This is a genomic window from Apibacter sp. B3935 (assembly GCF_009827705.1).
Taxonomy (GTDB): Bacteria; Bacteroidota; Bacteroidia; order Flavobacteriales; family Weeksellaceae; genus Apibacter.
The window spans coordinates 146,402-171,850 of sequence record NZ_WINL01000003.1; the positions used below are offsets into that span (position 1 = coordinate 146,402).

The following is a 25,449-nucleotide window of genomic DNA, read 5'->3' on the forward strand; positions in this document are numbered from 1 at the left end:
AAATTAATTGTATGAATGTAACGATAATATTTGAGTTAATCGCCACCCTTTTTATTGGGGGATTTATAGGATACTTCTTATCGAAAAGTTCTCTAAATAAATATAGAGAAAATAAATTAAAAGAAGCAGAAGACAAAGCTGCTGCGATCTTAAAGGAAGGAGAGCTTAAGGCCGAAAACATTAAGCAGGAAAAAATGCTTCAAGCAAAAGAAAAATTCTTAGAATTAAAATTACAACACGAAGAGCAAATTAATCAAAGAGAAAAGAAAATGCTTGAAGTGGAAAAAAGAATTAAAGACAAAGAAACGAAGCTGAATGACGAATTGCATCAGAATAATATTCAAAAAAAGCAATTAGATCAAGCCATAAATGATAATCAGATTAAAGCGGAAACGCTAACTAAAAAACAAGCTGAATTAAATCAAATGCATGAACAGCAGGTAGAAATATTAGAAAAAATTTCAGGATATTCTGCTGAAGATGCAAAAGCTGAATTGGTGGAAGCGCTAAAGCAGGAAGCAAGATCCAGAGCTCAAGCTCAAATTCAAGCCATTGTTGAAGAAGCGCAGCTGAATGCAAAGGCAGAAGCCAAAAAAATTATAGTACAAACCATTCAGAGGGTAGGTACTGAACAAGCAATTGAAAACTCGGTATCTGTTTTTAATATAGAATCAGATGAAATAAAAGGTAGGATTATAGGAAGAGAAGGGCGTAATATTCGGGCTTTAGAAGCAGTTACAGGGGTTGAAATTATTGTTGATGATACTCCCGAAGCAATATTACTTTCTTGTTTTGATCCGGTTAGGAGAGAAGTAGCCAGATTATCTTTACATAGACTGGTAACCGATGGAAGAATCCATCCGGCAAGAATTGAAGAAATTGTAGCTAAAACCCAGCAACAGATAGAAGAAGAAATTATAGAGATCGGTAAAAAGACCATTATCGACTTAGGAATTCATGGATTACATCCTGAATTAGTAAAAATGGTCGGTAGAATGAAATATCGTTCTTCCTACGGACAAAACCTTTTGCAGCACTCAAGAGAGGTTGCTAATATAGCAGGAATTTTAGCTTCCGAACTAGGGCTTAATCCAAAAATCGCAAAACGTGCCGGATTATTGCACGATATTGGAAAAGTTCCTGAAGAAGAATCCGAATATCCTCATGCAATATTAGGGATGCAATGGGCGGAAAAATATGGAGAAAATCAAACCGTTATTAATGCCATCGGTGCCCACCATGATGAAATTGAAATGAAAAGTTTGATTGCGCCTATTATTCAAGTAGCTGATGCAATTAGCGGCGCAAGACCGGGAGCAAGGAGACAAGTAGTAGAATCATATATTCAAAGACTGAGAGACCTAGAAAATGTAGCATTAAGTTTTGATGGCGTTAATACAGCTTATGCAATTCAAGCCGGTAGAGAATTACGCGTAATGGTTCAAAGTGAAAAAATAGATGATCAGAAAGCGTCACAATTGTCTTTTGAAATAAGTGAAAAAATTCAAAATGAATTAACGTATCCGGGACAGGTTAAAGTAACTGTTATTCGAGAAACGAGAGCTGTTAATATTGCCAGGTAGACAGTTTACTTAATACATAAAAATAAAAAAAACTTTAAAATTAATTTTAAAGTTTTTTTATTTTAGTTTATAACAATATTCAAATTTATACTTCAATCCGATTATACTTCTCCTTCTTCGGGAAGATCTTCATCAACAGTAATATCAATACCCTCAATTTTTGTTTTTTGAAGGGCATTTGATTTTAATTTCACATATTCTCTTCTAGTTTTATAAATTTTTATCGCATCAAAAATTGCCTGTTCAAATGATTTTGCATCCGCAATTCCTTGTCCGGCTATCGAATAAGCTGTTCCATGATTGGGCTCAGTATGAACAACAGATAATCCACCGGTAAAATTTACACCGTATTCATAAGCTAGAGTTTTAAAAGGAATAAGCCCTTGATCGTGATACATTGCTAATATTCCATCAAACGAAGTATAAATACTAGGCGAGAAAAAACTATCAGCAGAGTAAGGACCAAAGGAGAGAATGCCTCGATCAAAAGATTCTTTAACCGCCGGCTCAATACAATTAATTTCTTCCTTTCCCAATAGACCATTTTCTCCTGCATGTGGATTTAATCCTAAAACCGCAATTTTAGGTTTTTCAATACAGAAGTCTTGAATTAAAGTAGTATGTAAAGCTTTAATTTGTTTTTTAATTAACTCTTTACTTAATAGTTCAGAGACTTTGGATATTGGAGTATTAAACGTGGCAAACGCAATCCTTAAATCGTTGTTTTCTAAAAGTAAATGGGCTTTCTCCTTAAGAGTATTTTCAAGATATTCTGTATGATTTAAAAAATTTAATACTTGGGTTTGCATGCTTTCCCAATTTAGAGGAGCTGTAACCAAAACATCCACCGAACCTTGTTTTAAAGCGTCAACAGCAGCTAATAAAGAAGTTTTAGCTATTTTGGCACCTTCTTCGGTTGAATTGCCAAAACTAATAGAAACATTTTCTTTCCATAAATTCACAACGTTTATTTTTCCGGAAATAGCTTCTTCAGCTTTGAATATTCCTTGAAAATAGATAGAATTTAATCCGAAAATATTTTTTTGATAGGATAATAATTTAGTAGAAGCAAAAATTACCGGTGTAAAGAAATCCAAGATTTCTTTATTTTGAAGGGTTTTCAATATTACTTCAATTCCTATACCGTTAGGGTCTCCTATACTAATTCCTATTTTTAGCTTATTATTTTTAACGCTCATATATGAACTGTGAAATTTATTATAACAAAAGTAGAAAAAAATATATACTTAATTTATAATAATTTAATAAAATAGAAATATTGCTATATTAAATAAAGCTTTTTAATTTATAAATCAACAATAATTATAAATTAAAAACAAAATATTAGAGAGTTTAAATATTGTCAATTGTCAATTGATTATTTAAAAAAAATTATAAAATAGTATTTTTGAATAAAAATTGAATATGTTTACAGGTATTGTAGAAGAAACGGGAAAGATAGTAAATATGGAAAAAATAGATGAAAATCTTTCCATATCAATATCCGCTTCATTTATTGATGAATTAAAAATAGATCAAAGTATAGCTCATAATGGAACATGTCTAACAGTTGTAGATATAAATCCGGAATTTTATACGGTAACAGCTATTGCTGAAACATTAAAAAAAACGCATTTTTCAACTCTTGCCATTGGTGATCATATTAATCTGGAAAGATGTGTTAAAGTATCAGATAGACTAGACGGGCATATTGTACAGGGGCATGTAGATCAAGTAGGGGAATTGAAATCGATAGAAAATCAAGAAGGAAGTTTTTTATTGACTTTTACCTATACAGGTAAACAAATCACCGTGGAAAAAGGTTCAATCACTGTAAATGGAGTAAGCTTAACAGTGGTAGATAGTAAGGACAATGAGTTTTCAGTTGCAATTATTCCGTATACATGGGATCATACAAATTTTAAATATCTGAAAATTGGAGATAAAGTAAATTTAGAATTTGATATTATAGGTAAGTATATACAGAAGTTGTATGGTTTATATAAGTAAATAATAAACTTAATTCAAAATAAAAGGCCTTTACCAATTGGTAAAGGCCTTTTTATTTCATAGTAGTTAGTCATATATTCCTTTACTCAGCTTAGCTCGTCTTTCCTTAATTAAGGCTTCTCTTTGAGCATCATTCTGGAATTTAGGTTTGGCGCCTTGACTATATTTTAATCTTCTTTCTTTAATTAATGCTTCCCGTTTAGCATCTGCATCATTTTTAGTTGATGGTTTTACTGTCGAATTTTCATTTGATGATTTAACCGGAATATTTTTACTAATCACCGTTTCTGTTTTTATGGGTTGAGATGAATTATTATTTTTAACAGGAGCCGTAACAGGAACGGAACTAGTTTTTACTTCATCTTTAGATTTTACAGAAGGCTTAGGTTTAGCATTGCTAATATTTTCAGGTTTTATAACGGTTGTTTTTGGGGTTGAAAGATTTGCATTTTTTCTTTCCTGAATAATATTATTTGATTTTATAACTTCCGGTTTTTTAATTTCCACATCAGTTGAAGTTAAATCATTTATTGCCTGTACCGTTTCTTTACCAGGAGTTAAATTATTATAATTAGTATTTTCATCAGATGAAATTTCTAACGGTTTACCAATATAGAAATCAAGAATTTTTAATCTGAATAAAAATGAATATTTAGCTTGAAGCATTTGAGATAATGCATTGAAATAATTATTTCTTGCAGTATTTAAATCGTAAATATTAATTTTTCCTGCAGTGAAACTCTTTTGTGCAAATTCATAGGATAATTCGGTGGATGCTACCAATTCTTTTGCTGAAGTAAATGTTTGATAAGCTGAATTTACGTCAAAATAAGAAGTTTGTATATTTTGCTTTAAATTTAATTTTTCTTGGTCCAGCTGATTTTCTTGGATCAATTGATTAATTCGGGATTGCTGAACTTTTATTTTATTTGTTCCTTTACTAAATATGGGAATGTTAACCCCTACTGATACCATTTGAGAGTGATTGTCATACCATTGGTCGTCTATAGATTTACTGGAACGATCGAAATAATCCTGATAAAAAGTACTTACTTTATATCCGCCGGTAATTGAAGGATAAAAAGCGGTTTTAGCAATATCAATATCTTTCTTTGCTGATTCAACCCCTAATTCGGCAGATTTAATAACCGGTTGATTATTAAAAGCATAATTGATGATATCATCCAAATTGATAAGAGGCATTCCTATATCATCGGAAACTTTAACATCCTCTATCTGAAAATCTCGATAATCTTTTTGAAGTAACATGGCTAAAACCATTAGTGAACGATCTACTTCAATTTTAGCATTTTCATACGTTTGTTTAGCGTTCGCAAGATTGGATTTTGATTCATATAAAGTGCTGAGAGGTATACTACCGGCATTATATAATTTTTCATTCCTGTCTTTATCTTTTGCTTGAGTATCCATGGAATTTAATTGAACTCCTAAAAGCTCTTTATTCAATAGAACGGTTAAATAATTTCCTACTAATTGTAGTGAGATATCATTTTTGATTTTTTCAGTGGTATATTGATTTTGTTGAACCAAGAAAGCGTTTTTTTCCTCTGTTAATCGTAAACGTCTGTTGTTATAAAGTATCATGGAGGATTCAAGAGCAAGATTGTTTTGATATCCTTCTGTATATTTATAATAGGAGTCTATGGTAAAATCTGTTACACCATCTTGGGTAACCTTTTGTGTAGCCAATGGACCAAAAGTTATACCGTTAGTTATAGTACCTTTCAGATCGGGTAGTTTTTCTTTTTTAGCAATTTTTAAATTACTTTCTTGAACTTGTTCATTTAGTTTAGAAGCAAGTACTTGCAAATTGTTTTCTCTGGCGTAAGATAAACAATCATTGAAAGACCATACTTTTTGCGCTGAAATAAATCCGACTATGAAAAAAGCGATTATACTGTTGTTTAGTTTCATTCTTATGTAAATGAATTTTCAGTATTATAAGTAGAATAATTATTTATTTTGTTACAAACTTATCTAAAAACATTTTTTATCAGGTTTTATTTATAGATCTATCGTCTAATATGATAATAAACTAATTAATTTTAAATGATATCATCATCTTTAAATATATGTATTATAAATTAAGATAGTAAGTGTTGAATACTAAATATAAGGAGTAAATATAAAATAAAAATAATATGAAGTACTTTTATTAATTGAAACCAAAAAAGGGTATAAATAATATACCCTTTTTTTAATTTAATAATGTATTATGATTTATGTATTCTTATTAATTTTCTTTTCTAAAAACTAGACCGGTTTCAGGAAAATAATCTGCAACGATGGTATCATTATCATTAATTTTTCCACCTAAAATTTCCTTAGATAATTGATTTAAAATTTCATGTTGAATCAATCTTTTTAAAGGTCTGGCGCCAAAAGTAGGATCATAGCCTTTGCTCATTATATAATCTTTAGCCTCATCGGTCATGCTCATGCGAATTCCTTTTTTATCTAATATTTTATTAAGAGAATCTAATTGGATATCTATTATACTTCTTATTTCATTCTTATTTAAAGGTTTAAATACAATAGTTTCATCGATGCGGTTTAAAAACTCAGGGCGAAGGGTTTTCCTTAACAGTTCCATAACCTGCTCTTTGGTCAATTCTAAAATTTCTTTGTAATTATTTCCTTCCAGTTTTTCAAAATTTTCTTGAATTAAATGAGATCCCAAATTGGAAGTCATAACTATAATCGCATTTTTAAAATTAACGGTTCTTCCTTTATTATCTGTTAGCCTACCATCATCCAATACTTGTAATAAAATATTAAAAACATCCGGATGAGCTTTTTCGATTTCATCCAATAAGATAACAGAATAAGGTCTTCTTCTAACGGCTTCGGTTAACTGACCACCCTCCTCGTAACCCACATATCCCGGAGGCGCACCAACCAGTCTGCTAACAGAATGTTTTTCTTGATATTCACTCATGTCAATTCGGGTCATTGAATTTTCATCATCAAATAAAAATTCGGCTAAGGCCTTTGCCAATTCGGTTTTACCGACACCGGTTGTTCCTAAGAATAAAAATGATCCGATAGGTTTTCTTTCATCGTTTAATCCCGCGCGGTTTCTGCGTATAGCATCAGCTACTGCCTCAATTGCTTCTTCTTGTCCGACAACCCTTTTGTGAAGAACAGATTCCAGATTTAATAATTTTTCACGTTCACTTTGTACCAGTTTAGTAACCGGAATACCGGTCCATTTGGCTACTACATCAGCAATGTCTTCAGAATCAACTTCTTCCTTGATTAATTTAGGTCGATCATCAGAAAGTTCAGCTTCAGCTTTAGCAAGTTCAGCCTCTTGTTCTTTTATTTTTCCGTAACGTAATTCAGCAACTTTACCATAATCACCGGATCTTTCTGCTTTTTCAGCTTCAATTTTAAATTCTTCAATATTTTTACGGATTTCTTGAACTTTATCCGCCCTTTCTTTTTCTGCTTTCCAGGAAGCGCTTAGCTCATTTCTTTTTTCATTAAGTTGTGCTAATTCTTCTTTAACATTTTCTAACCTTTTCTCATTAGCTTGTTTAATGCTTTCATTGGAAGTAGGACTTTCCGCTTCTCGTTTAACCGCTTCTAATTCAATTTCAAGCTGCATTTTTTTACGGTCTAAGGCATCCAATTCTTCAGGTTTGGAATTCATTTCCATACGAAGTTTTGCCGATGCTTCATCCATTAAGTCTATGGCTTTGTCTGGTAAAAATCGGTCGGAAATATATCGATTGGAAAGTTCCACAGATGCAATCACGGCTTCATCTTTAATACGTACTTTGTGATGGGCTTCATATTTCTCTCTAATTCCACGTAATATAGCTATGGCATCATCCACATCGGGTTCTTCAACCATCACCTTTTGAAAACGTCTTTCCAACGCTTTATCCTTTTCAAAATATTTTTGATATTCATTTAATGTTGTTGCTCCAATGGAACGAAGTTCACCTCGTGCCAATGCCGGTTTTAAAATGTTCGCTGCATCCATGGCTCCTTCTCCTCCTCCGGCACCAACTAATGTGTGAATTTCATCAATAAACAAAATAATATTTCCGTTGGAAGCGGTAACTTCTTTAACAACTGCTTTTAGACGTTCTTCAAATTCACCCTTATATTTTGCTCCTGCAATCAAAGCTCCCATATCTAAAGAAAAAATAGTTTTATCCTTTAAATTTTCAGGAACATCCCCGTTAATGATTCGATGAGCTATTCCTTCGGCAATTGCAGTTTTTCCGACACCGGGCTCTCCAATTAATATGGGATTGTTTTTTGTTCTTCGAGAAAGAATTTGCAAAACTCTTCTGATTTCGTCATCTCTTCCTATTACAGGGTCTAGTTTACCGTTTTGAGCTAATTCATTAAGGTTTTTGGCATATTTGTTTAATGAATTATAGGTATCTTCTGCTGATTGAGAGGTTACTCGTTCTCCCTTTCTAATTTCTTCGATTGCTTTAAGTACGCCTTCTTTGGTGACTCCTTGATTTTTTAATAATTGGGAGGTTTTGTCGTTTACGGAAAGCAGTCCTAAGAAAATATGCTCTAAACTTATAAATTCATCTTTCATCTTAGTTGATTCTAATTGGGCTTCATTTAAAGCTTTATTAGAATTTTGGGACAAATAAATTTGTCCGCCTCTAACTTTAGGTAAAGAATTTAGTATAGATTCAAGTTCGGAGTTAATATATGCTAAATTTGAGTTTTGTTTTTTTAATATGAAAGTAATCACACTGGCTTCGCTTTCCAATAAAGCTTTAAGCAAATGCGCAGGTTCAATGGCCTGATTTTCTAAACCTTGTGCAAGCACTTGGGATTGTTGCAAGGCTTCTTGTGATTTGATGGTTAATTTATTAAAATCCATTTTATTTAATCTCTTACATTTTTTCTAAGCAAAATATAAACCAAAATCATGGATAGGTTTTTATAATCAATATGTAAGAGAATAAATGAATAAAACGAGACAACATGGCATAATTTGTGTTTTTAAAACTAAAATTAATGACACAATGACATTTTTTTGAGGTCTTAAAGATTGGATTGTTTTTTTGATTACTACATCTTCAAAAATAAATTACATGAAATTCATATATAATTTAAAAATTACAGATATATAATTGTTATAAATAAATTATAGACTTTATATAATATTTAATGATATCGAATACTTGCACGTATCATGCCGATAGCATTTATGGTATCTAAGGAAACATCTTTAGGTTCAAACATAGGATTGGTACTGACTAATTTTATGTAATTGTTACCTAAACTGGATTTCTGAATATGTTTAACGAAGGTAAGATTGGAATCTTCCGATAAGGCGATTTCAATTATATATAATTCTCCCCAAAATATATTATCTATGGAAGCATTTTTGAAAATAACAATGTCACCATTTTTTAAAAGTGGAAGCATAGATTCTCCTTTTATATGAATAGCTCCGTCACAGTCAGATAAACTAGGTATTTTTATAAATTCTGAAATGAATGTATTTTCAGATTTTTTATGAACAATATTTTTTAATCCACCATTGGTGTCTAAGTTATATAGTGGTATATTAAAATTACTTTTATCTTCAAATCTAACTAATGGTTCTTCTAATAATGGTAAAGAAAAATCATTATCTAAAATTGGTGATTTTAACATAGGACCTTCTCCGGTTAATATCCATTCAAGGTTAATTTCAGGGCATTTAGCGTGGATTAATAAAGGATTAAAGCTATTTCGTTTTTTCCAATTTGAAAAAGTTTGAGGTGAAATATTAAGATATTTAGCCAATTCAGAATCTTTTTTAAATCCATAAAATAATTTTATTTTACTTAATAGGACAGATTTTTTCATAGCTTATTAATTTAAATAAATAAATGATCAAAATAAACAGAATGTTTATATAAGTGTTTGGTTGCTAGACAAATATACTAAAAATTATTAAATTGTCACAACAACATTACAATAATCTAACACAATTAGTATAAAAAAATTATATATAAATTATATTGAGATAAATAATGTAGGGAGGCGCATTTAGAATATTCGTAAGCTTCCACGGATAAGGGCTATTGCATTGATTTTAGAAATAGGAATATCATGGTAACTACTTTTATTATCTTGCCCTGTAAGTTTAATAAATTTATCTCCTTTTTCAGATTTTTGTATATACTTAATTAATAAATAAAATGAATCGTCATCCATGCATATTTCGACTAAATAAAGTTCTCCCCAAAATAAATCATTAAGGGAAATAGTCTTAAAAATAACAATGTCACCGTTTTGGATTGTTGGTAGCATGGAATTGCCTTTAACATATGTTGCCCCATCACAATCAGCTAAATCCGGTATTTTGATAAATTCTATAATTAAATTTTGATCAAATTTTTTTACAAAAATATTTTTTAAACCCCCATTACGGTCCAAATTATATAAAGGAATATAATTTTTTTGGCCTTTAAGAAAAATATTTTTTGATTCTTCAGCTATAGAATTATTATTATTTGTAATGGTATTATCTTTTTTCAACATAGGAGGTTTTCCTGTTAATAGCCATTCATAGTTGAAAATTTCACATTTTGTATAAATTAATTTAATGTTATATGAATTACGTTTTTTCCAGTTATACAAAATTTGAGAAGTTATTCCCAAATGTTTTACTAACTGAGAATCTTTAGTGTATCCATAGTGTTTTTTAATTTCATTTAAAATAATAACTTTATCCATAGCATGTATAAAAATATACATTTCGTGTAAAAAAATTTTAAGATAAACAAAATGTATATATATTTGTGTTGAGATAAAACAAAGATATCAAAAAATATATTATTGTTATGACAGTAGAACAAATAAAAAGAAAAATTGAAGTGGGAGATTATATTTTGGCATCTAAATTATTGAATATAACTCCTGAAAACGTAAGAGCTCGTTTTTCCCGTGAAAAAAATGATGTATTAGAGGCTTTAGAAGCAATTATTAGTAATAGAGAAAAGTTTATTAAAAATTATCATAAGAAAATTTCAAATTAATTTAGGATTAAATGCAGTTACTTCTAATATAAGAAAGCAATAATCAATGTAAATAACTACTTTATCGGCACGAATGGAATGAAATAAACTTATGAATTATGCTACTTAATATTTGTTAAAATTTATATTAAATAATCTATCAATTCTGTATATGTATAAACATTTACTTAAATAATCGATTTATAAATTTTTAGGAGTGTTAAAATATCTTTACGCCTTTTAATAATGACATGAATTGATATAAAAAGAATGGATCTTTTAAGATATAAATGCTATTATATGCATACTTTTAAAATTTAAATTTATATAAAGTAAATATTTAATCAATATAATTTAAAAGATTTATATTTTAAAAATTATTAATATGAGTTAGCTGTATACTTAAAAAATAAATTAAAATCACTTTATTTGATTTAAATATATAAAAAATATATATGTTATATAAACTTTGTGATTGTATATTTTTTTTGTTTATCTTTACCGCCATAAAGTTAGTGTTAAAGTGTTATAAAGTTTAAAAAATTAAGCGTTCATCTATTTTTAATGCCCTTGTAGGTACTATATTTTTATAATGAAAAAAGAAAGATGATCATTAAAAATAGGATAGATTTTTTAAATTAAAAAGTAGAAAATCAATTAATAAGTAATATGTTAATTAATAATTCATTATGAAAAAGAGAGTTTTATTATGTTCATTACTCGGAGTGATTTCCGTTTGTTCTTTCTCTCAAACCAAAAATGTGGGAATAAACACAGAAGATCCTCAAGGAGTTTTCCACATTGTAAGTGGAAAAGAAGGCAATTTAAATCAAGAATTTGATGAATTTATAGTAGATTCAGAAGGAAATGTAGGTATTGGTACCAGAACTCCGAAAGCAAAGCTCGAAATTATAGGGACAAAAGGGCAAGCATTACGAGTAAAACCGGCCGGTGTACAGTCTAAAGGTGAAATTATTGCTTCTGATGCAGAAGGTAATTTTGTAGCTGAAACGAGGCCTATGCCGGAGATCAAGGAAGGTTCTATTATTCAAATTAAAACAAGACTTGATGCAACATCAACATCAGCACCTAATTTTGTAAATACATCTCCATATATACCCGGTGATCCCAATATGCCTAGTGGTTATAAGCCTGCCGTAAAAATTTCAGATAAGCCATTAGAGCTAACAGAAGGTACATGGCTAATTCAACTCAAATACACTACACGAACTTCAAATAGTTCAACAGGATTTGGTGGAGGTTGTGGAAAAATGTATGGTTTTGATCAATATATCTGGACCCTACTTTATGACGAAAATCAGTCACCCGATAAAGGAGTATTAACAACTGTTGGTTTTGCAACAGAACGGGGTGGAGCTTGTGCCTGTACGCCTCAGCTAACTCATGTGGTTAAAATAAACAATGGGCAAACTATGAAGGTTAGCGCTTATGCCAGTACCAGTATAGATCATAATACAATCGTATATGTAGATGGAGATTATACTGGATTTTCAACAGGTAAACCTTATTTTAGAGCTGTACGAATAGATCAATTTAAATAAGATAATTATTAATTATAATAATAATTTTTATATAAAAAAATCATGAATAAAATATATTTAACTATATGCATTTTGTTGTTAGCAACAGGTATAGGTATTTCGCAAAAGAAGGCAATAGGAGTAGGAATCAATACCGATCATCCTCAAGCGATATTTCATATTGATGCAAAAAAGGATAATGGTGATATACCAAATCCGGTAAATACTTCTGATGATGTGGTATTTACAACAGAAGATAATATTCCTTATTATGGAAAGGTAGGGGTAGGTAAAATTAATCCTGATGTTAGTCTGGATATAAACGGAAATATTCGTTTGGAAGATGGTCATGAAACTAATGCAAACATATTGGTCAGCATAGACTCTTTAGGAAATTCCAAATGGGTAGTGCCATCGAGACCTTTAATTAAAACTGGTAAAATAGGGGATAATATACCTTTACCATTAGATGAAAGTGCCGCAGATTTAACAGAGCAGCCCGTAATACTATCTCAGGGAAGATGGCTGATTCTTTCTAAATTCGTAATTAAACCTACAGTATCTCCTCCTAATGAAAAGCCAAGAAATAATGTGTGGATTTATTTAAAAAATGTTACTAAATATCCTGATATAAATAAAAAGGTTTATAATACTATTTTAGGTGTTCCTTTAGAACAAGATGGAGGTCTAGATGGGCTTACAGGAACTCCGCAATTAGCAGCTTTGGTTAATATTCCTAAAGGGGAAAATCATGAATTTAGAATATTTGGAAGCACAAGTAATGTTAAATTCGGATATGTAACATCAAATACAAAATTTCAAGGTTCTTTCTTTTATGCTGTTCGATTAGATGCGGATCTTATTGATTAATAAATTATACGAATTTTAAATTTATTATATGAGAAAATTATTTTTATTATATATGTTAGGAGGAAGTGTAGGAATTTCCTCTGCTTTTGCACAAGTAGGTATAAATACAACAGAGCCTAAAGGGGTTTTTCATGTTGATGCAAAAGGTAATACTCAAGGAAATTCTAATACTTCCGATGATGTGATAGTTGATAGTAATGGTAATCTGGGTATTGGTACCCTAACACCTCAAGCTAAAGTCCATATCTATACGGATGGGACCGTACCAGGAATTCGTATCAGTGATCAATCAGAAGCTGCAGGAAGCATGTTAATGTTTCAAGATAATACGGGTGTAGTTAATTGGGTGCCCAAACCATTTAGTATAAGACAAGTTGAAACAAAAGATCTTAGAACAGACTTTGTAATGAATAATAGAGATGAGGGGGATCATGTAGAAATTTCACAACCTGGTAAAGGATTAAAATTACCTCCGGGTGTTTGGATGATAATGGCTAAATATATGATTTATAATAATGGAGACGATGGGGGATTTTTATTCTGGACATATCTTCATGATTTAGATGATTTAAGCAAATTAAAAGTCGATGAATTTCACATTAAAAATAAACGATCTCCTTGTATGAATCCTGCTAGCTCACCTCTACCTTTTGATCAAGGGGGTAATCTTTGCGATAACGGGAAATATAATAGAAATTGGTATTTAGCAAGTCAAAATAGTTTTGTAAATGGAAATCCATCTGAGCATGCAATGACTATGGTTGGAACCTATCCGGAAGCTAAAAGCCAAGGGTATACTACTCCATATGTAAATTATATTGCAGTAATACAATCTCCAGATAAAAATCCGGGTGATGAAGGATATGAGCATGAAATTGCTTTAACTTTTAGTACCAGTTTAAAACGTCAACAAGTATTGGAAACCAGATCTTCAATACCTGGAGCGGGTGATAATGGTGGAGATCTCCCGGTTGGTGTTTATTTCTTTGCTATTCGTTTAGATATAGATGAATCATCTCTATAAATTTTAAAAATTAAGTTATATACTTAGTATTTATATAATACCTGCCGAATAGGCAGGTATTTTTATTCAATACCAGTAATTCCCATTTTCTTCATTAAAAAAGTGGCATTCATATTTTGAGCTACACCTTCTTTTAATTTATAATCAAACACTAATTCATCCTGAGCAATTTCTGCTTCAAAACGGTAGTTCTTTATATTTTCGGGATAGTTTGCTTCCAAGGTGCCTAGTACTAAATCATGTGTAGCTATAATGCCATTACCTCTTAACGAAATAAGTTGTTTCATAAGCGCTAAAGATCCTTTTTGCTTATCTTCAGAGTTGGTACCTTTTAAAATCTCGTCTAAAATGATAAATAAATGTTCTCCGGAATAAAGTCTGTCTATAATCATTTTCAATCGTTTTAATTCAGAGAAAAAATAAGATTCATGATCAACTAAGGAATCTGTAGTTCTTAAATTAGTTACCAAATTTCCCGGGAATATCTCTAATGACTTAGCGTATACCGGGGCACCAATACAGGCTAACACGTGGTTAACCCCTATAGTTCTTAAATACGTACTTTTACCTGCCATATTAGCTCCCGTTATTACTAAAAAATAATTTTCTTTTGAAATTTTAACATCATTGGTTACACAAGAGGAACGATTAAGTAGAGGGTGGCCCAATTCTTTCCCATCAAATATAAAATGTTCAGTATTTATTTTAGGATAGGAATATCCGGGGTGAGTATATGCATATATTGACAGGGAGCACCAAGCATCAAAATGAGAAAGAGAATCAAACCAATTCGGTAAATAATTTTTATAGGTATCCAACCATTTTTCTATCTTAATAGCATAACGTACACTCCAACATAAAACCGGATTGAAAAATAAAATCATCGGATAAGCCATAGCCATATTTAATTGAGAACAATATCTATTCAATTTATAGATAGCTTTTGATGCAGAAGTTTTCTTGATAAGGATTTTACGATATTTTTCTAACAAATAACTATCAAAATTTTGCTCTTCTATGGCACTAAAAAGTGAGGTATAGGTGGATAAAACATCTGTTTTTTTTTCTATGTTATTAACTATATTATTTACATGCTTACTCGCAAAGGCATTAATTGCATAAGTTATGATCCATAAAGGAATAAAATATAATGCAGATACCCTATTAAAAGCTGTAAATACAAGTAAGATTAAATACAAGCAGGGAATAATATATATCATTATTTCCCAGAATTTATTTTTATGCAATAAAAATGTTTCCGGAAATATATTTGAATCAAAATTTTCTTTATTTTCTAATTTTCCGTTTAAAGACCCTAAAACTCGGAAATGGTTTACCCAACCTTGTTTTGAAGCTAATTCTTGGATGCTTTCCTGATTTTCCAAAATTGTTTTTTTGTCTAAATAGGGAGTAAGGAACAGATAGGCAAGAAAATTTTTACCTTGATAGGTGCATGTTCGATTAATAGACTGAAAAAGCGATCGATCGCCAAATAAATCTAAATCGTAGCTGAAGCTGTGTTCAGTCGAGATATATTCAGGGCCTCCATCAAAAGATGAAAAATCGTAATTAAGAGCTTTACATTCATTTTCTGCTAAAGTTATTAATGCTTCTGAATAATTTTTTTTATAAAACAGTTTTTGATGTAACTTTAATAACAAGATAAATATCGAAAAAGATACAAAGATGATACCGCCGGTAAGGTAGCTGTTTTTCCAAGTAAAAATACAAAGTAAAGCAGCAACAAGAACTACTGATAATCTCAAAGCAGCAATAATAAATATCTTTTTTTTAAGTGATTGTACCGTTGAAATCTCTTTATTAATAAGAGAACGGTATGAATGTTCAATATCTTTTATTTTCATGATATCAAAGGTAAACAAAATAAAATAGCTAATTTAAAGTCTATATATCTAGTATTTTACTTTCAAACTTTAAGAGGAATAAAAAAAATTAAATTTTATTATTTGATAAATGTTGCGATTTAAATTTATTATAAGTATAAATAAAAAAGCCTGATGAAAATCAGGCTTATAGTTTTTATAATTTTATTATATAGCTAAATCAATCACTTCAGACATTTGAGTTACATAATGTATTTTTAAGCCTTTAATATAATCAGGATTGATTTTTTCAATATCTTTTCTATTCTCTTCACATAATATGACATCGGTAATACCGGCCCGTTTCGCAGCTAATATTTTTTCTTTAATACCGCCTACCGGAAGAACTTTTCCTCGTAAAGTAATTTCACCGGTCATAGCCCATTTAGACTTAACCTTTTTACCGGTAAAAGAGGAAACGAGAGAAGTAAGCATTGCTATACCTGCAGATGGTCCGTCTTTAGGAGTTGCACCTTCAGGAACGTGAATGTGTATATTACTTTCTTCAATTTTTTGCGGATCGATACCGAACTCTTTATAATTAGATTTTATGTATTCCAAAGCAATGGTAGCCGATTCTTTCATTACGTTACCTAAATTTCCGGTCATGGTTAAGTTTCCTTTGCCTTTAGAAAGAATACTTTCAATAAAAAGAATATCTCCTCCTACTTGAGTCCAAGCTAATCCTGTAACAACTCCGGGAACTTTATTAGTTTCAGACATTTCAGGCATCATAGGCGGACCTAGGATTTCGATAATTTTATTTTGACTCAATTTTTTATTATATTCTGTATTGCGAGCAATTTGTAAGGCAATATTCCTTACAATTTTCGATATTTTTCTTTCTAAGCCTCTAACACCGGATTCTCGAGTATATGCTTGGATAATAAATTCCAATTCTTTCTTACTTATAGAAATATCTTTTTTGGTAAGTCCATGTTCGAGGATTTGCTTTGGTAAAAGATATTTATTAGCTATTTCTACTTTTTCCTCAATAGTATATCCGGAAATATCAATAATTTCCATTCTGTCCAACAACGCCGGTTGTATGGTAGCTAAATTGTTGGCGGTAGCAATAAACAATACTTTAGATAAGTCGTAATCTACATCCAGGAAATTATCATGGAAAGTACTGTTTTGTTCGGGGTCTAATACTTCAAGTAAAGCAGAAGACGGGTCACCGTGTCCACTGGTGCTAATTTTGTCTATTTCGTCTAAAACAATAACGGGATTAGATGTTCCAACCTTTTTTATGGATTGAATAATTCTCCCCGGCATAGCTCCAATATAAGTTTTACGATGTCCTCTAATTTCCGATTCATCATGCAACCCTCCCAATGATATACGAACGTATTTTCTTCCTAAAGCAGAAGCAATGGATTTACCCAATGAAGTTTTACCGACACCGGGAGGACCATATAAACAAATGATGGGAGATTTCATATCTCCTTTAAGTTTTAGGACTGCGAGATACTCTAAGATTCGTTCTTTAACATCTTCTAAACCAAAATGGTCTTTATTTAAAACTTTTTCAGCATGATTAATATCAAAATTGTCCTTAGAATATTTTTCCCAAGGCAAATCCAACATTAATTCTAAATAATTCCTTTGAACACCATAATCAGGTGTTTGCGGGTTCATGCGAACTAAGCGATTAAGTTCTTTTTCAAAATGTTCATTTATAGACTTGCTCCATTTTTTTTTCGAAGCTTTTTCTTTCATTTCTTGAACTTCAGCTTCATAAGAAACGCCTCCCAACTCCTCCTGAATGGTTTTCATTTGCTGGTGTAGGAAATATTCACGTTGTTGTTTGCTGAGGTCGGAGTTAACCTTATCCTGAATAGAATTTTTTAAAGATATTTTTTGAAGCTCAACGTTCAGGTACTTTAACGTTTTGGAAGCACGATCTAACAAACTGTTAACTTCCAATAATTCCTGCTTTTTGACTAACGGCAAATCAAGATTAGAAGCAACAAAATTTACCAACAAGGAGCTGCCTTCAATATTTTTAATAGCAAAAGAAGCGTCTGAAGGGATAGCCGGATTTTCATTAATAATTTTAATGGCTGTTTCACGAAGGCTTTCCAATAAAACATTAAAATGTTCTTTATTTTTATTGGAAACCTTTCTTTTGTCTTCCAATAAAGTAATTTCTGCTTTTAAATAAGGCTCCTCTTCAAGTATATTATTAATAGAAAATTTACGTATCCCTTGAATAATTACCATGGTACTTCCGTCAGGCATTTTAAGTAATTTTAATATTTTACCTATAGTACCTACCGAATACATATCATTTATAGTCGGATTATCTGCATTTACATCTTTTTGTGTAATGACTGCTATAATCTTATCGTTTTGCTGAGCATCTTGTAATAAATTGATGGATTTATTTCTTCCGGCAGTAATTGGTATAACAACCCCGGGAAATAAAACTACATTTTTTACCGGAAGTAAGGGTAAAACTGTAGGAAAAGTTTCATTCATCATTTTATCTTCTTCATCCTGGCTTAGTAAAGGAATAAATTCACTATCATTTTGCATAACTTGATCTAATGACAATATGTCGAACTTCATAATGTTTCGTATTAAAGATTTAATGACAAACTTTCAGATATCTAAAAAAAGAGAACTACTTTTTTTAAATCTTAAATGGGTATAGTATTGATTATTAATAAGAAATGTTGTAACCTCCAAAGTTTGTACGTGTACTAAGGTCAATTAATATGCCAAATAAAAACTTACTATAATTGCTATTAAAGCTTAGAATTATAACTTGATAAGGGTTAGAATTTCTCTGCTTCCATCGGAATAAGTAACTTTAACAAAATATCTTCCTGTAGGAAGTTTTGAAATATTAATTTCCTGATTAAGATTGGAATCAATTATATCTTTATCGATTAAATTGGTACCAACCATGGATAAAACAGAAATATTATCAATTTTATAAGAACTAGAATTCTTAACAAGTATAAAATTTACTGCCGGATTAGGATATAATTTTGATTTAGTATAAGGTTGCTCTTGTAAATAAAAGTTCATTAAAATATTGGCCGGAAAATCTTTTGCAGTAACCAGGTTAATTGAAAAAAGCAACGTAATAAAAAATAAAAATTTCTTCATAAGCAATTTATATCTAAAAATTATGAAAATTTCCTTGATAAAATGATAGTTTTATGTACTTAAAATTAATGTATAAAATTATAAAAAAAAAATATTCTTTACAACTTTTTATTAAATTATTTTTATTTTTATTTGGGAATAAAGATAATATTCAATTATCTTATCTTCAATAGTTTTGTCTTAAGGGCTTTTTTCTGAATTATTCTATATTTTATATTTATATTGTTGTTGCTAAAGTAAATATACTTACTTGAGAATCATCGGTTTTTAACAGTTCTTGAGTACATGCAATTAAGGTTGCACCCGTTGTTAAGACATCATCAACCAATAAATAATGACTCGAACAATTTGAATTTCTTATAAAAGCGTTTTCCATTTTTTTTATACGTTCTTCTCTGTTGGACTGGGTTTGAGATTTCATATGAGAAACTCGTCGGAGAACATGCTCGTCGAAATTGCAATTCATTAGAGTTGCTAATTTTTTGCAACAGAGCAAAATTTGATTATAGTTTCTTTTTTTATATCTTTTCGAATGAATAGGGACCGGAACAATTGTTTTTACTTCTTTTAAACAAGGATTGTTCTCATTTTGCATAAACCAAATCTCAGCTAACCATGAACCGATTTCCGGTTTATTTTTATATTTTAAATGATGAATTAATTGTTGTGTAATATTTTCTTTTGAGAAAAATAATAAGGAAGATGCAAATTCTATTTTCGCAGAATTGTTAAGTTGGCTGTGAATTGAATTTGTGTTGTTAAAAGGAATATAAGTAAAAGGTAAATGAGATTTACACCTTTCGCATATATAGTGTTGTGCTAAAGAAATAATTGTTTCACAACCAACACATCTATTAGGAAACAGAGTAGAGAGTATTTCTTGCCACATGAGTATTTTTCAATTATCTTTGCGTAATATAAACAAATTTATTTATTGTGATAAGGCTGACTAAAATATTTACATTTGAAACAGCTCATGCTCTGTGGGGATATGATGGTAAATGTAAAAACATTCATGGGCATTCTTATAAATTGTATGTTACTGTTAAAGGAGAGCCGTGTAATGATATACACCATGTTAAAAATGGAATGGTTATGGATTTTGGAGAGTTGAAATCTATTGTAAAAAAATTAATTATAAATCCTTTAGATCATGCCATTATTTTAAACGCTCAAACAGAACATAAACAATTAGGAGAGCAATTGCAAAATCAAGGACATAAAGTTATTTTTATGAATTATCAGCCCACATGTGAGAATATGTTGATAGATTTTGCCGAAAAAATACAATCAGAGCTTCCTGAAAATATTTTATTAGCGAAGCTTAAATTATATGAAACCGAAACGTCATATGGTGAATGGATAAGGGAAGACCTATAGAAATTAACCTTACGGCAGGCAAAAAAGTTTATTTTGCCTCAGATCAGCATTTAGGAGCACCTGATGAAGTTTCATCCAGAAAAAGAGAAAAGATTTTCTTAAAATTTTTAGAACAAATTAAACATGATGTTCAAGTATTATTCCTATTAGGGGATTTATTTGATTTTTGGCATGAATATAAAACCGTTGTACCCAAAGGATTTGTTCGAATATTAGGAAAATTAGCTGAACTTTCAGATTCGGGGGTTAAAATATATTTTTTTACCGGAAATCATGATTTATGGATGAGAGATTATCTTCAAAAAGAATTAGCAATAACAGTTTTTAACGAAGAACAAACATTTATTATCAACAACAAAAGTTTTTTTATTGCTCATGGAGATGGATTGGGACCGGGAGATCGCGGGTATAAAAGAATGAAAAAACTTTTTACGAATCCTGTTGCTCGATGGTTTTTCAGATGGTTGCATCCGGATGTAGGAGTAGCCTTAGGTACTTATTTGTCAAGAAAAAATAAATTAATTAGTGGGGAGGAAGATATTAAATTCTTAGGAGAAGATAATGAATGGCTGATTGTCTTTTCTAAAGAAAAATTGAATGAAAAACATTATGATTACTTTATTTACGGGCATCGTCATTTACCTATGGATTTATTAATTGGTGAAGATAAAAACAGCCACTATGTAAATTTAGGGGATTGGATTTCGTATTATACCTATGCCGTTTTCGATGGAGATCATTTGCATTTACAGACTTTTACAGAAACAGTTTAATTTTATTTATCCATCGTAAATATTTTTCTTAATTCAACAGCTTCTGACGGTGTAATTCTTCCGGATAGCAGCAAAGATAATTCCCTTCTGTGAAGGGCTGAGTTATATCTAACTATTTCTTCTTCAGTTTCAGGTACTAAGTCAGGTATTTTTTTAGGTTTCATAAATTCATCTAAAGCTACAAAAGTATATATCCCTTCATTGGTTTTGGTTTTTGTATGATTTATTGCATCATCCATCCATATATCGACAAATACTTCCATAGAAGATCCAAAAGCTCTAGAAACCTTAGCTATGGCCTCAACAGTACTTCCTAATGGAATAGGTGTTGAAAAGGAAACATGATTAACAGAAGCAGTCACAACTTTAGCTTCCGCATGTCTTTGAGCGGCTATGGCACATGCTCGATCCATTAAAGAAAGTAAATCCCCGCCAAACATATTATTATAAGCATTGGTTTCATTCGTTAGCACAATGGTGGTCATTATGGTTCTTGAATCAGAGGGAGTTTTAGCTTTCATGAATTTCAATTCAATTATAAAGGAAGTAAACCAAAATTTTTGTAAGTAACAAAACTCTTTTCACTCAAACTGAAAATAATTTTTTCTTTTTCAGCTCTAAATGTTCCTAAATTTTCAATGGTTAGATATGGTTTCGATTTTAGAATTTTTTTCCACTCCTTAATTGTCTGATAAACAAAATCTTTAGCTCTCTCAACATCTATTGAATTCAATTCTGCAATTATGCTAGCTAAAGCGATATCATTGAGGTTATGTTGCTGAGTAAAAGATAGGGAATAGGAGGGGGGTAGTAGTTGATTAGTTTCCTGATCCTCTCTCACCGAATTAAATTTTAATTCAAATTTTCCAAAAGAAGGTAAAGTAACTTGATTGGTTTCTTGTAATAATAGTATGCAATATTTTATTAGGTCCATAAAGTAAATTTAAAATAAATACATTATTTATCAACTATCTTTATCTCCTTTTTTAAAGCTGAAATATATTTTAACAAATTTAAATAACTTAAGAATATATTATTAAAATTCCTCAACGCATGTTTGCCTGTCTTTTAATTTTTTTTTCATAGCACTAAAAAATTCAGGAGTAATACCAATGTATGAGGCAATATGTTTTTGAGATATTGAATTTTTTAATTCAGGAAACATAATACAAAAATTTCTATATCGTTCTTCTGCAGATAAACTTAATATTTCATATAAACGATTACGTAAGAAAATTACAGAGCGGATTAAACTTTCATTATAATAAAGTTCTAATTTTGGAAACCTTTTAACGGATTCTTCTTTTGCTTTTTTAGATAAAATAAATATTTCAGTATCTAAATCTGCAACAATATTGAATTTAGCAGGTTGATTGTATATAATACTTTCATTATCTGCAATCCACCAACCTTTAGATGAAAATTGAAGAACCTGCTCCAATCCTTTTTTGTCGTTAATATAACTTCGTAAACAACCGGAAAGAACGTAATAATAATTATCTTCAACCTCCTCTTGATGCAAAAGAGAATCTCTTTTGTTTAGCTTTTTAAATTTTAAAATAGACTTTAGATACTCTTTTTCCTCTCTGGAAATAGGCACTACATTGTTTATTTCTTCCAATATTTTTTCAAAAATCATAGTATATAAGAGTTTTTAAATCGCCATGTAAAATTTTTTAAATATGTAATACTATATCCATTTATAATTGTAAGAATGCTATTTGTAAAATTGTCCTACTTGGTTAGAATTCTCTTAACTATTTTTTTAATAGAGATAGAAAACAATAATATAACCGTTGTTAAAATTTTATAAATACATTGTCTTAACTGAGTTAAATGGTAAAGAACACGGAATCCCTTTTTACTATTTGTAGTATATTATTAGGATTGGTTACGAAAATTAATCTATAAAAAAAATTTTCACAAAAATAATAAACAATTTGTTTATCTATTTAAAATTAAATGGATTTTGAATCTTACATAAAAACTAAACATATTTAGATTACTATACTTATTTAATTATTTAAAAAAATATTGAAATATTAATTTAAAAAATTTTTATTAAATATAAAAACATAAAAAATAATATTCAAATAAATTTTATAGATAAAAATAATAAATAATGTTTATAAAATAACAATAATTAGAAGTTTTTTTATATAAAAAAGATAATAGCTATAAAATAAATGTATTTACCTTTTAGAAAAGATATATGCAAGTATATATCCTATAACTTATTAAGGTACAAAATAATTATAGAAGGTAAATTAATCAATTATCATAACATGATACTCCTATAATACAATAATTGCAAATTATAGCCTATAATCTATAAATAAGTAACAAACGCTTAATCCAGTTTCAATACCGCTAAAAATGCAGATTGCGGGACTTCCACTCGACCAATTTGTCGCATTCGTTTCTTACCTTCTTTTTGTTTTTCCAGTAATTTTCTTTTACGAGATATATCCCCTCCGTAACATTTGGCAGTAACGTCTTTTCGTAAAGCTTTAATAGTTTCTCTAGCGATAATCTTAGCACCAAGTGCTGCTTGAATAGGAATGTCAAATTGTTGTCTTGGAATTAATTCTTTTAACTTTTCACACATTTTTTTACCTATAGTATAGGCATTATCTTGATGAATTAAAGCAGATAAAGCATCCACAGGTTCACCATTTATAAGGATGTCAACTTTTACCAGCTTGGAAGTTCTCATTCCGCAAGGCGAATAATCAAAAGAAGCGTATCCTTTGGAAATAGTTTTGAGTCTGTCATAAAAGTCAAAAACCACCTCAGCTAAAGGCATTTCAAAAAATAGCTCTACTCGGTCTGTAGTTAAATACGATTGGTTAGTCAGTTCACCCCTTTTATCAATACAAAGGTTCATTACAGAACCAATAAAATCTGATTTGGTGATTATTGAAGCTTTAATATAAGGTTCTTCCACACGATTTAATGACGTAGGTTCGGGAAGTTCCGAAGGATTATGTACTACAATCGCTTTTTCAGGATCCTTATTTAAATAGGCATTATAAGATACATTGGGAACGGTAGTAACTACAGTCATTTTAAATTCTCGTTCCAAACGCTCTTGAATGATTTCCATATGAAGCATACCTAAAAATCCGCAACGGAAACCAAATCCTAAAGCAGCGGATGATTCGGGTTCAAAAACAAGAGAAGCATCATTAAGTTGAAGCTTTTCCAATGCAGAACGCAACAATTCATATTCTTCCGTGTCCACCGGATATATTCCGGCAAACACCATTGGTTTTACTTCTTCAAATCCGGCAATAGCTTCAGATGCAGGGCGTTCAACCGATGTGATGGTGTCACCTACCTTAACTTCACGAGCTTCTTTAATACCACTTATAATATATCCCACATCACCGCAATGTATAACATCTTTTGGGACTTGATTTAGTTTTAAAGTTCCTATTTCATCGGCATCATAGCTCTTACCGGTAGCCATAAATTTCACTTTTTGACCTTTAGTTATGCTGCCGTTTACAACCTTGAAAAAGGCCTCTATTCCTCGAAAAGGATTAAAAACAGAATCAAAAATCAAGGCTTGTAATGGAGCATTAGGATCTCCGGATGGTGCCGGGATTCTTTCCACAATTTGCTCCAACAATTCTTCAACACCCGCTCCGGTCTTGCCACTTGCGCGTAAAACGTCTTCAGGTTTGCAACCGAGAAGATTTACAATTTCATCGGTAACTTCTTCAGGATTTGCAGAAGGTAGGTCAATTTTATTTAAAACTGGAATAATTTCCAAGTCGTGTTCTAACGCTAAATATAGATTGGATATGGTTTGTGCCTGAATACTTTGTGCTGCATCAACAATTAATAAGGCACCTTCACAGGCAGCAATAGAACGAGAAACTTCATAAGAAAAATCAACATGCCCGGGAGTATCGATCAAATTCAAAACATATTTTTCCCCTTTATATTCATACTCCATTTGAATAGCATGACTCTTTATAGTAATACCCCGTTCGCGTTCTAAGTCCATATCATCTAAGGTCTGTTCTTGCAGCTCGCGATCAGAAATAGTTTTGGTTTGTTGTAAAAGTCTGTCTGCTAAAGTGCTTTTGCCATGATCTATATGGGCAATAATGCAAAAATTTCTTATATTCTTCATATTTTCTACAATAGTGCAAAAATACATTTTTTATAAACAATATAAGGGTGTATTTGCTACAAACTGCGAATCTGGGTAAAAAATTTTAGTTGAATTCCTATTATTTCG

21 protein-coding genes are annotated in these 25,449 nt (G+C 30.5%); 8 read left to right on the top strand and 13 right to left on the bottom strand.

Annotated elements, in window-relative coordinates; genetic code table 11:
* Positions 1–11: 11 nt before the first annotated feature.
* A complete protein-coding gene (rny, locus tag GFV00_RS06540) occupies positions 12–1,583 on the top strand; it encodes a ribonuclease Y (RefSeq protein ID WP_160557582.1) in 1,572 nt (523 codons plus the stop codon).
* A 101-nt stretch (positions 1,584–1,684) separates the two neighbouring features.
* Here rny and pdxA read toward each other — a convergent pair whose 3' ends face one another.
* Complete coding sequence (gene pdxA, locus GFV00_RS06545; RefSeq protein ID WP_160557581.1) at positions 1,685–2,782, bottom strand: 4-hydroxythreonine-4-phosphate dehydrogenase PdxA; 1,098 nt, start codon at positions 2,780–2,782, stop codon at positions 1,685–1,687.
* Positions 2,783–3,008: 226 nt separating this feature from the next.
* Here pdxA and GFV00_RS06550 point away from each other — a divergent pair, with 226 nt between their 5' ends.
* On the top strand, positions 3,009–3,593 hold the full coding sequence (locus GFV00_RS06550) for a riboflavin synthase (RefSeq protein ID WP_160557580.1): 585 nt from the start codon (positions 3,009–3,011) through the stop codon (positions 3,591–3,593).
* A gap of 66 nt (positions 3,594–3,659) precedes the next feature.
* Here GFV00_RS06550 and GFV00_RS06555 read toward each other — a convergent pair whose 3' ends face one another.
* From GFV00_RS06555 to GFV00_RS06570, 4 genes are all read right to left on the bottom strand, one after another.
* Positions 3,660–5,528 carry a TolC family protein gene (locus tag GFV00_RS06555; protein ID WP_160557579.1) on the bottom strand — a complete coding sequence of 623 codons (1,869 nt, stop codon included), beginning with the start codon at positions 5,526–5,528 and terminating at the stop codon, positions 3,660–3,662.
* 319 nt (positions 5,529–5,847) lie between these two features.
* A complete protein-coding gene (gene clpB, locus GFV00_RS06560; protein ID WP_160557578.1) occupies positions 5,848–8,475 on the bottom strand; it encodes an ATP-dependent chaperone ClpB in 2,628 nt (875 codons plus the stop codon).
* A 287-nt stretch (positions 8,476–8,762) separates the two neighbouring features.
* Complete coding sequence (locus GFV00_RS06565; protein WP_160557577.1) at positions 8,763–9,452, bottom strand: LexA family transcriptional regulator; 690 nt, start codon at positions 9,450–9,452, stop codon at positions 8,763–8,765.
* A 183-nt stretch (positions 9,453–9,635) separates the two neighbouring features.
* Positions 9,636–10,346 carry a S24 family peptidase gene (locus GFV00_RS06570; protein WP_160557576.1) on the bottom strand — a complete coding sequence of 237 codons (711 nt, stop codon included), beginning with the start codon at positions 10,344–10,346 and terminating at the stop codon, positions 9,636–9,638.
* An 86-nt stretch (positions 10,347–10,432) separates the two neighbouring features.
* On the opposite strand from GFV00_RS06570, the gene GFV00_RS06575 reads away from it, so the two are divergent.
* The 4 genes from GFV00_RS06575 (at position 10,433) to GFV00_RS06590 (ending at position 14,041) form a co-directional block, all read left to right on the top strand.
* Positions 10,433–10,627, top strand: a complete 195-nt coding sequence (locus GFV00_RS06575; RefSeq protein WP_160557575.1) for a hypothetical protein — start codon at positions 10,433–10,435, stop codon at positions 10,625–10,627.
* Positions 10,628–11,295: 668 nt separating this feature from the next.
* Positions 11,296–12,168, top strand: a complete 873-nt coding sequence (locus GFV00_RS06580; RefSeq protein WP_160557574.1) for a hypothetical protein — start codon at positions 11,296–11,298, stop codon at positions 12,166–12,168.
* A gap of 42 nt (positions 12,169–12,210) precedes the next feature.
* The gene (locus tag GFV00_RS06585; RefSeq protein ID WP_160557573.1) at positions 12,211–13,017 is read left to right on the top strand and encodes a hypothetical protein; all 807 of its coding nucleotides are present in this window, start codon (positions 12,211–12,213) and stop codon (positions 13,015–13,017) included.
* A 28-nt stretch (positions 13,018–13,045) separates the two neighbouring features.
* On the top strand, positions 13,046–14,041 hold the full coding sequence (locus tag GFV00_RS06590) for a hypothetical protein (protein ID WP_160557572.1): 996 nt from the start codon (positions 13,046–13,048) through the stop codon (positions 14,039–14,041).
* Between the two features lie 62 nt (positions 14,042–14,103).
* Here GFV00_RS06590 and GFV00_RS06595 read toward each other — a convergent pair whose 3' ends face one another.
* The 4 genes from GFV00_RS06595 to GFV00_RS06610 form a co-directional block, all read right to left on the bottom strand.
* Positions 14,104–15,906, bottom strand: a complete 1,803-nt coding sequence (locus GFV00_RS06595; protein WP_160557571.1) for a hypothetical protein — start codon at positions 15,904–15,906, stop codon at positions 14,104–14,106.
* 186 nt (positions 15,907–16,092) lie between these two features.
* Entirely contained in the window at positions 16,093–18,498 is a 2,406-nt protein-coding gene (gene lon, locus GFV00_RS06600; RefSeq protein ID WP_160557570.1) for an endopeptidase La, read from the bottom strand.
* Positions 18,499–18,690: 192 nt separating this feature from the next.
* Entirely contained in the window at positions 18,691–19,044 is a 354-nt protein-coding gene (locus tag GFV00_RS06605; RefSeq protein ID WP_105296307.1) for a T9SS type A sorting domain-containing protein, read from the bottom strand.
* 217 nt (positions 19,045–19,261) lie between these two features.
* Positions 19,262–19,933, bottom strand: a complete 672-nt coding sequence (locus GFV00_RS06610; RefSeq protein ID WP_160557569.1) for a ComF family protein — start codon at positions 19,931–19,933, stop codon at positions 19,262–19,264.
* A gap of 47 nt (positions 19,934–19,980) precedes the next feature.
* On the opposite strand from GFV00_RS06610, the gene GFV00_RS06615 reads away from it, so the two are divergent.
* Both GFV00_RS06615 and GFV00_RS06620 read left to right on the top strand, forming a co-directional pair.
* The gene (locus tag GFV00_RS06615; protein WP_160557568.1) at positions 19,981–20,424 is read left to right on the top strand and encodes a 6-carboxytetrahydropterin synthase; all 444 of its coding nucleotides are present in this window, start codon (positions 19,981–19,983) and stop codon (positions 20,422–20,424) included.
* Positions 20,403–21,197: a UDP-2,3-diacylglucosamine diphosphatase gene (locus GFV00_RS06620; protein WP_160557567.1), complete on the top strand. Its 795-nt coding sequence runs from the start codon at positions 20,403–20,405 to the stop codon at positions 21,195–21,197. Before GFV00_RS06615 ends, GFV00_RS06620 begins: the two co-directional genes overlap by 22 nt.
* Before the next feature lie 2 nt (positions 21,198–21,199).
* On the opposite strand, the gene GFV00_RS06625 is transcribed toward GFV00_RS06620, so the two are convergent.
* The 4 genes from GFV00_RS06625 to lepA all read right to left on the bottom strand — a co-directional run bounded on the left by GFV00_RS06625 (position 21,200) and on the right by lepA (position 25,341).
* Positions 21,200–21,718, bottom strand: a complete 519-nt coding sequence (locus GFV00_RS06625; RefSeq protein ID WP_160557566.1) for an acyl-CoA thioesterase — start codon at positions 21,716–21,718, stop codon at positions 21,200–21,202.
* 14 nt (positions 21,719–21,732) lie between these two features.
* A complete protein-coding gene (locus tag GFV00_RS06630) occupies positions 21,733–22,131 on the bottom strand; it encodes a hypothetical protein (RefSeq protein ID WP_160557565.1) in 399 nt (132 codons plus the stop codon).
* Between the two features lie 102 nt (positions 22,132–22,233).
* Positions 22,234–22,836 carry a Crp/Fnr family transcriptional regulator gene (locus GFV00_RS06635; RefSeq protein WP_160542478.1) on the bottom strand — a complete coding sequence of 201 codons (603 nt, stop codon included), beginning with the start codon at positions 22,834–22,836 and terminating at the stop codon, positions 22,234–22,236.
* 711 nt (positions 22,837–23,547) lie between these two features.
* Positions 23,548–25,341: a translation elongation factor 4 gene (gene lepA / locus GFV00_RS06640; protein WP_160542477.1), complete on the bottom strand. Its 1,794-nt coding sequence runs from the start codon at positions 25,339–25,341 to the stop codon at positions 23,548–23,550.
* Positions 25,342–25,449: the final 108 nt, after the last annotated feature.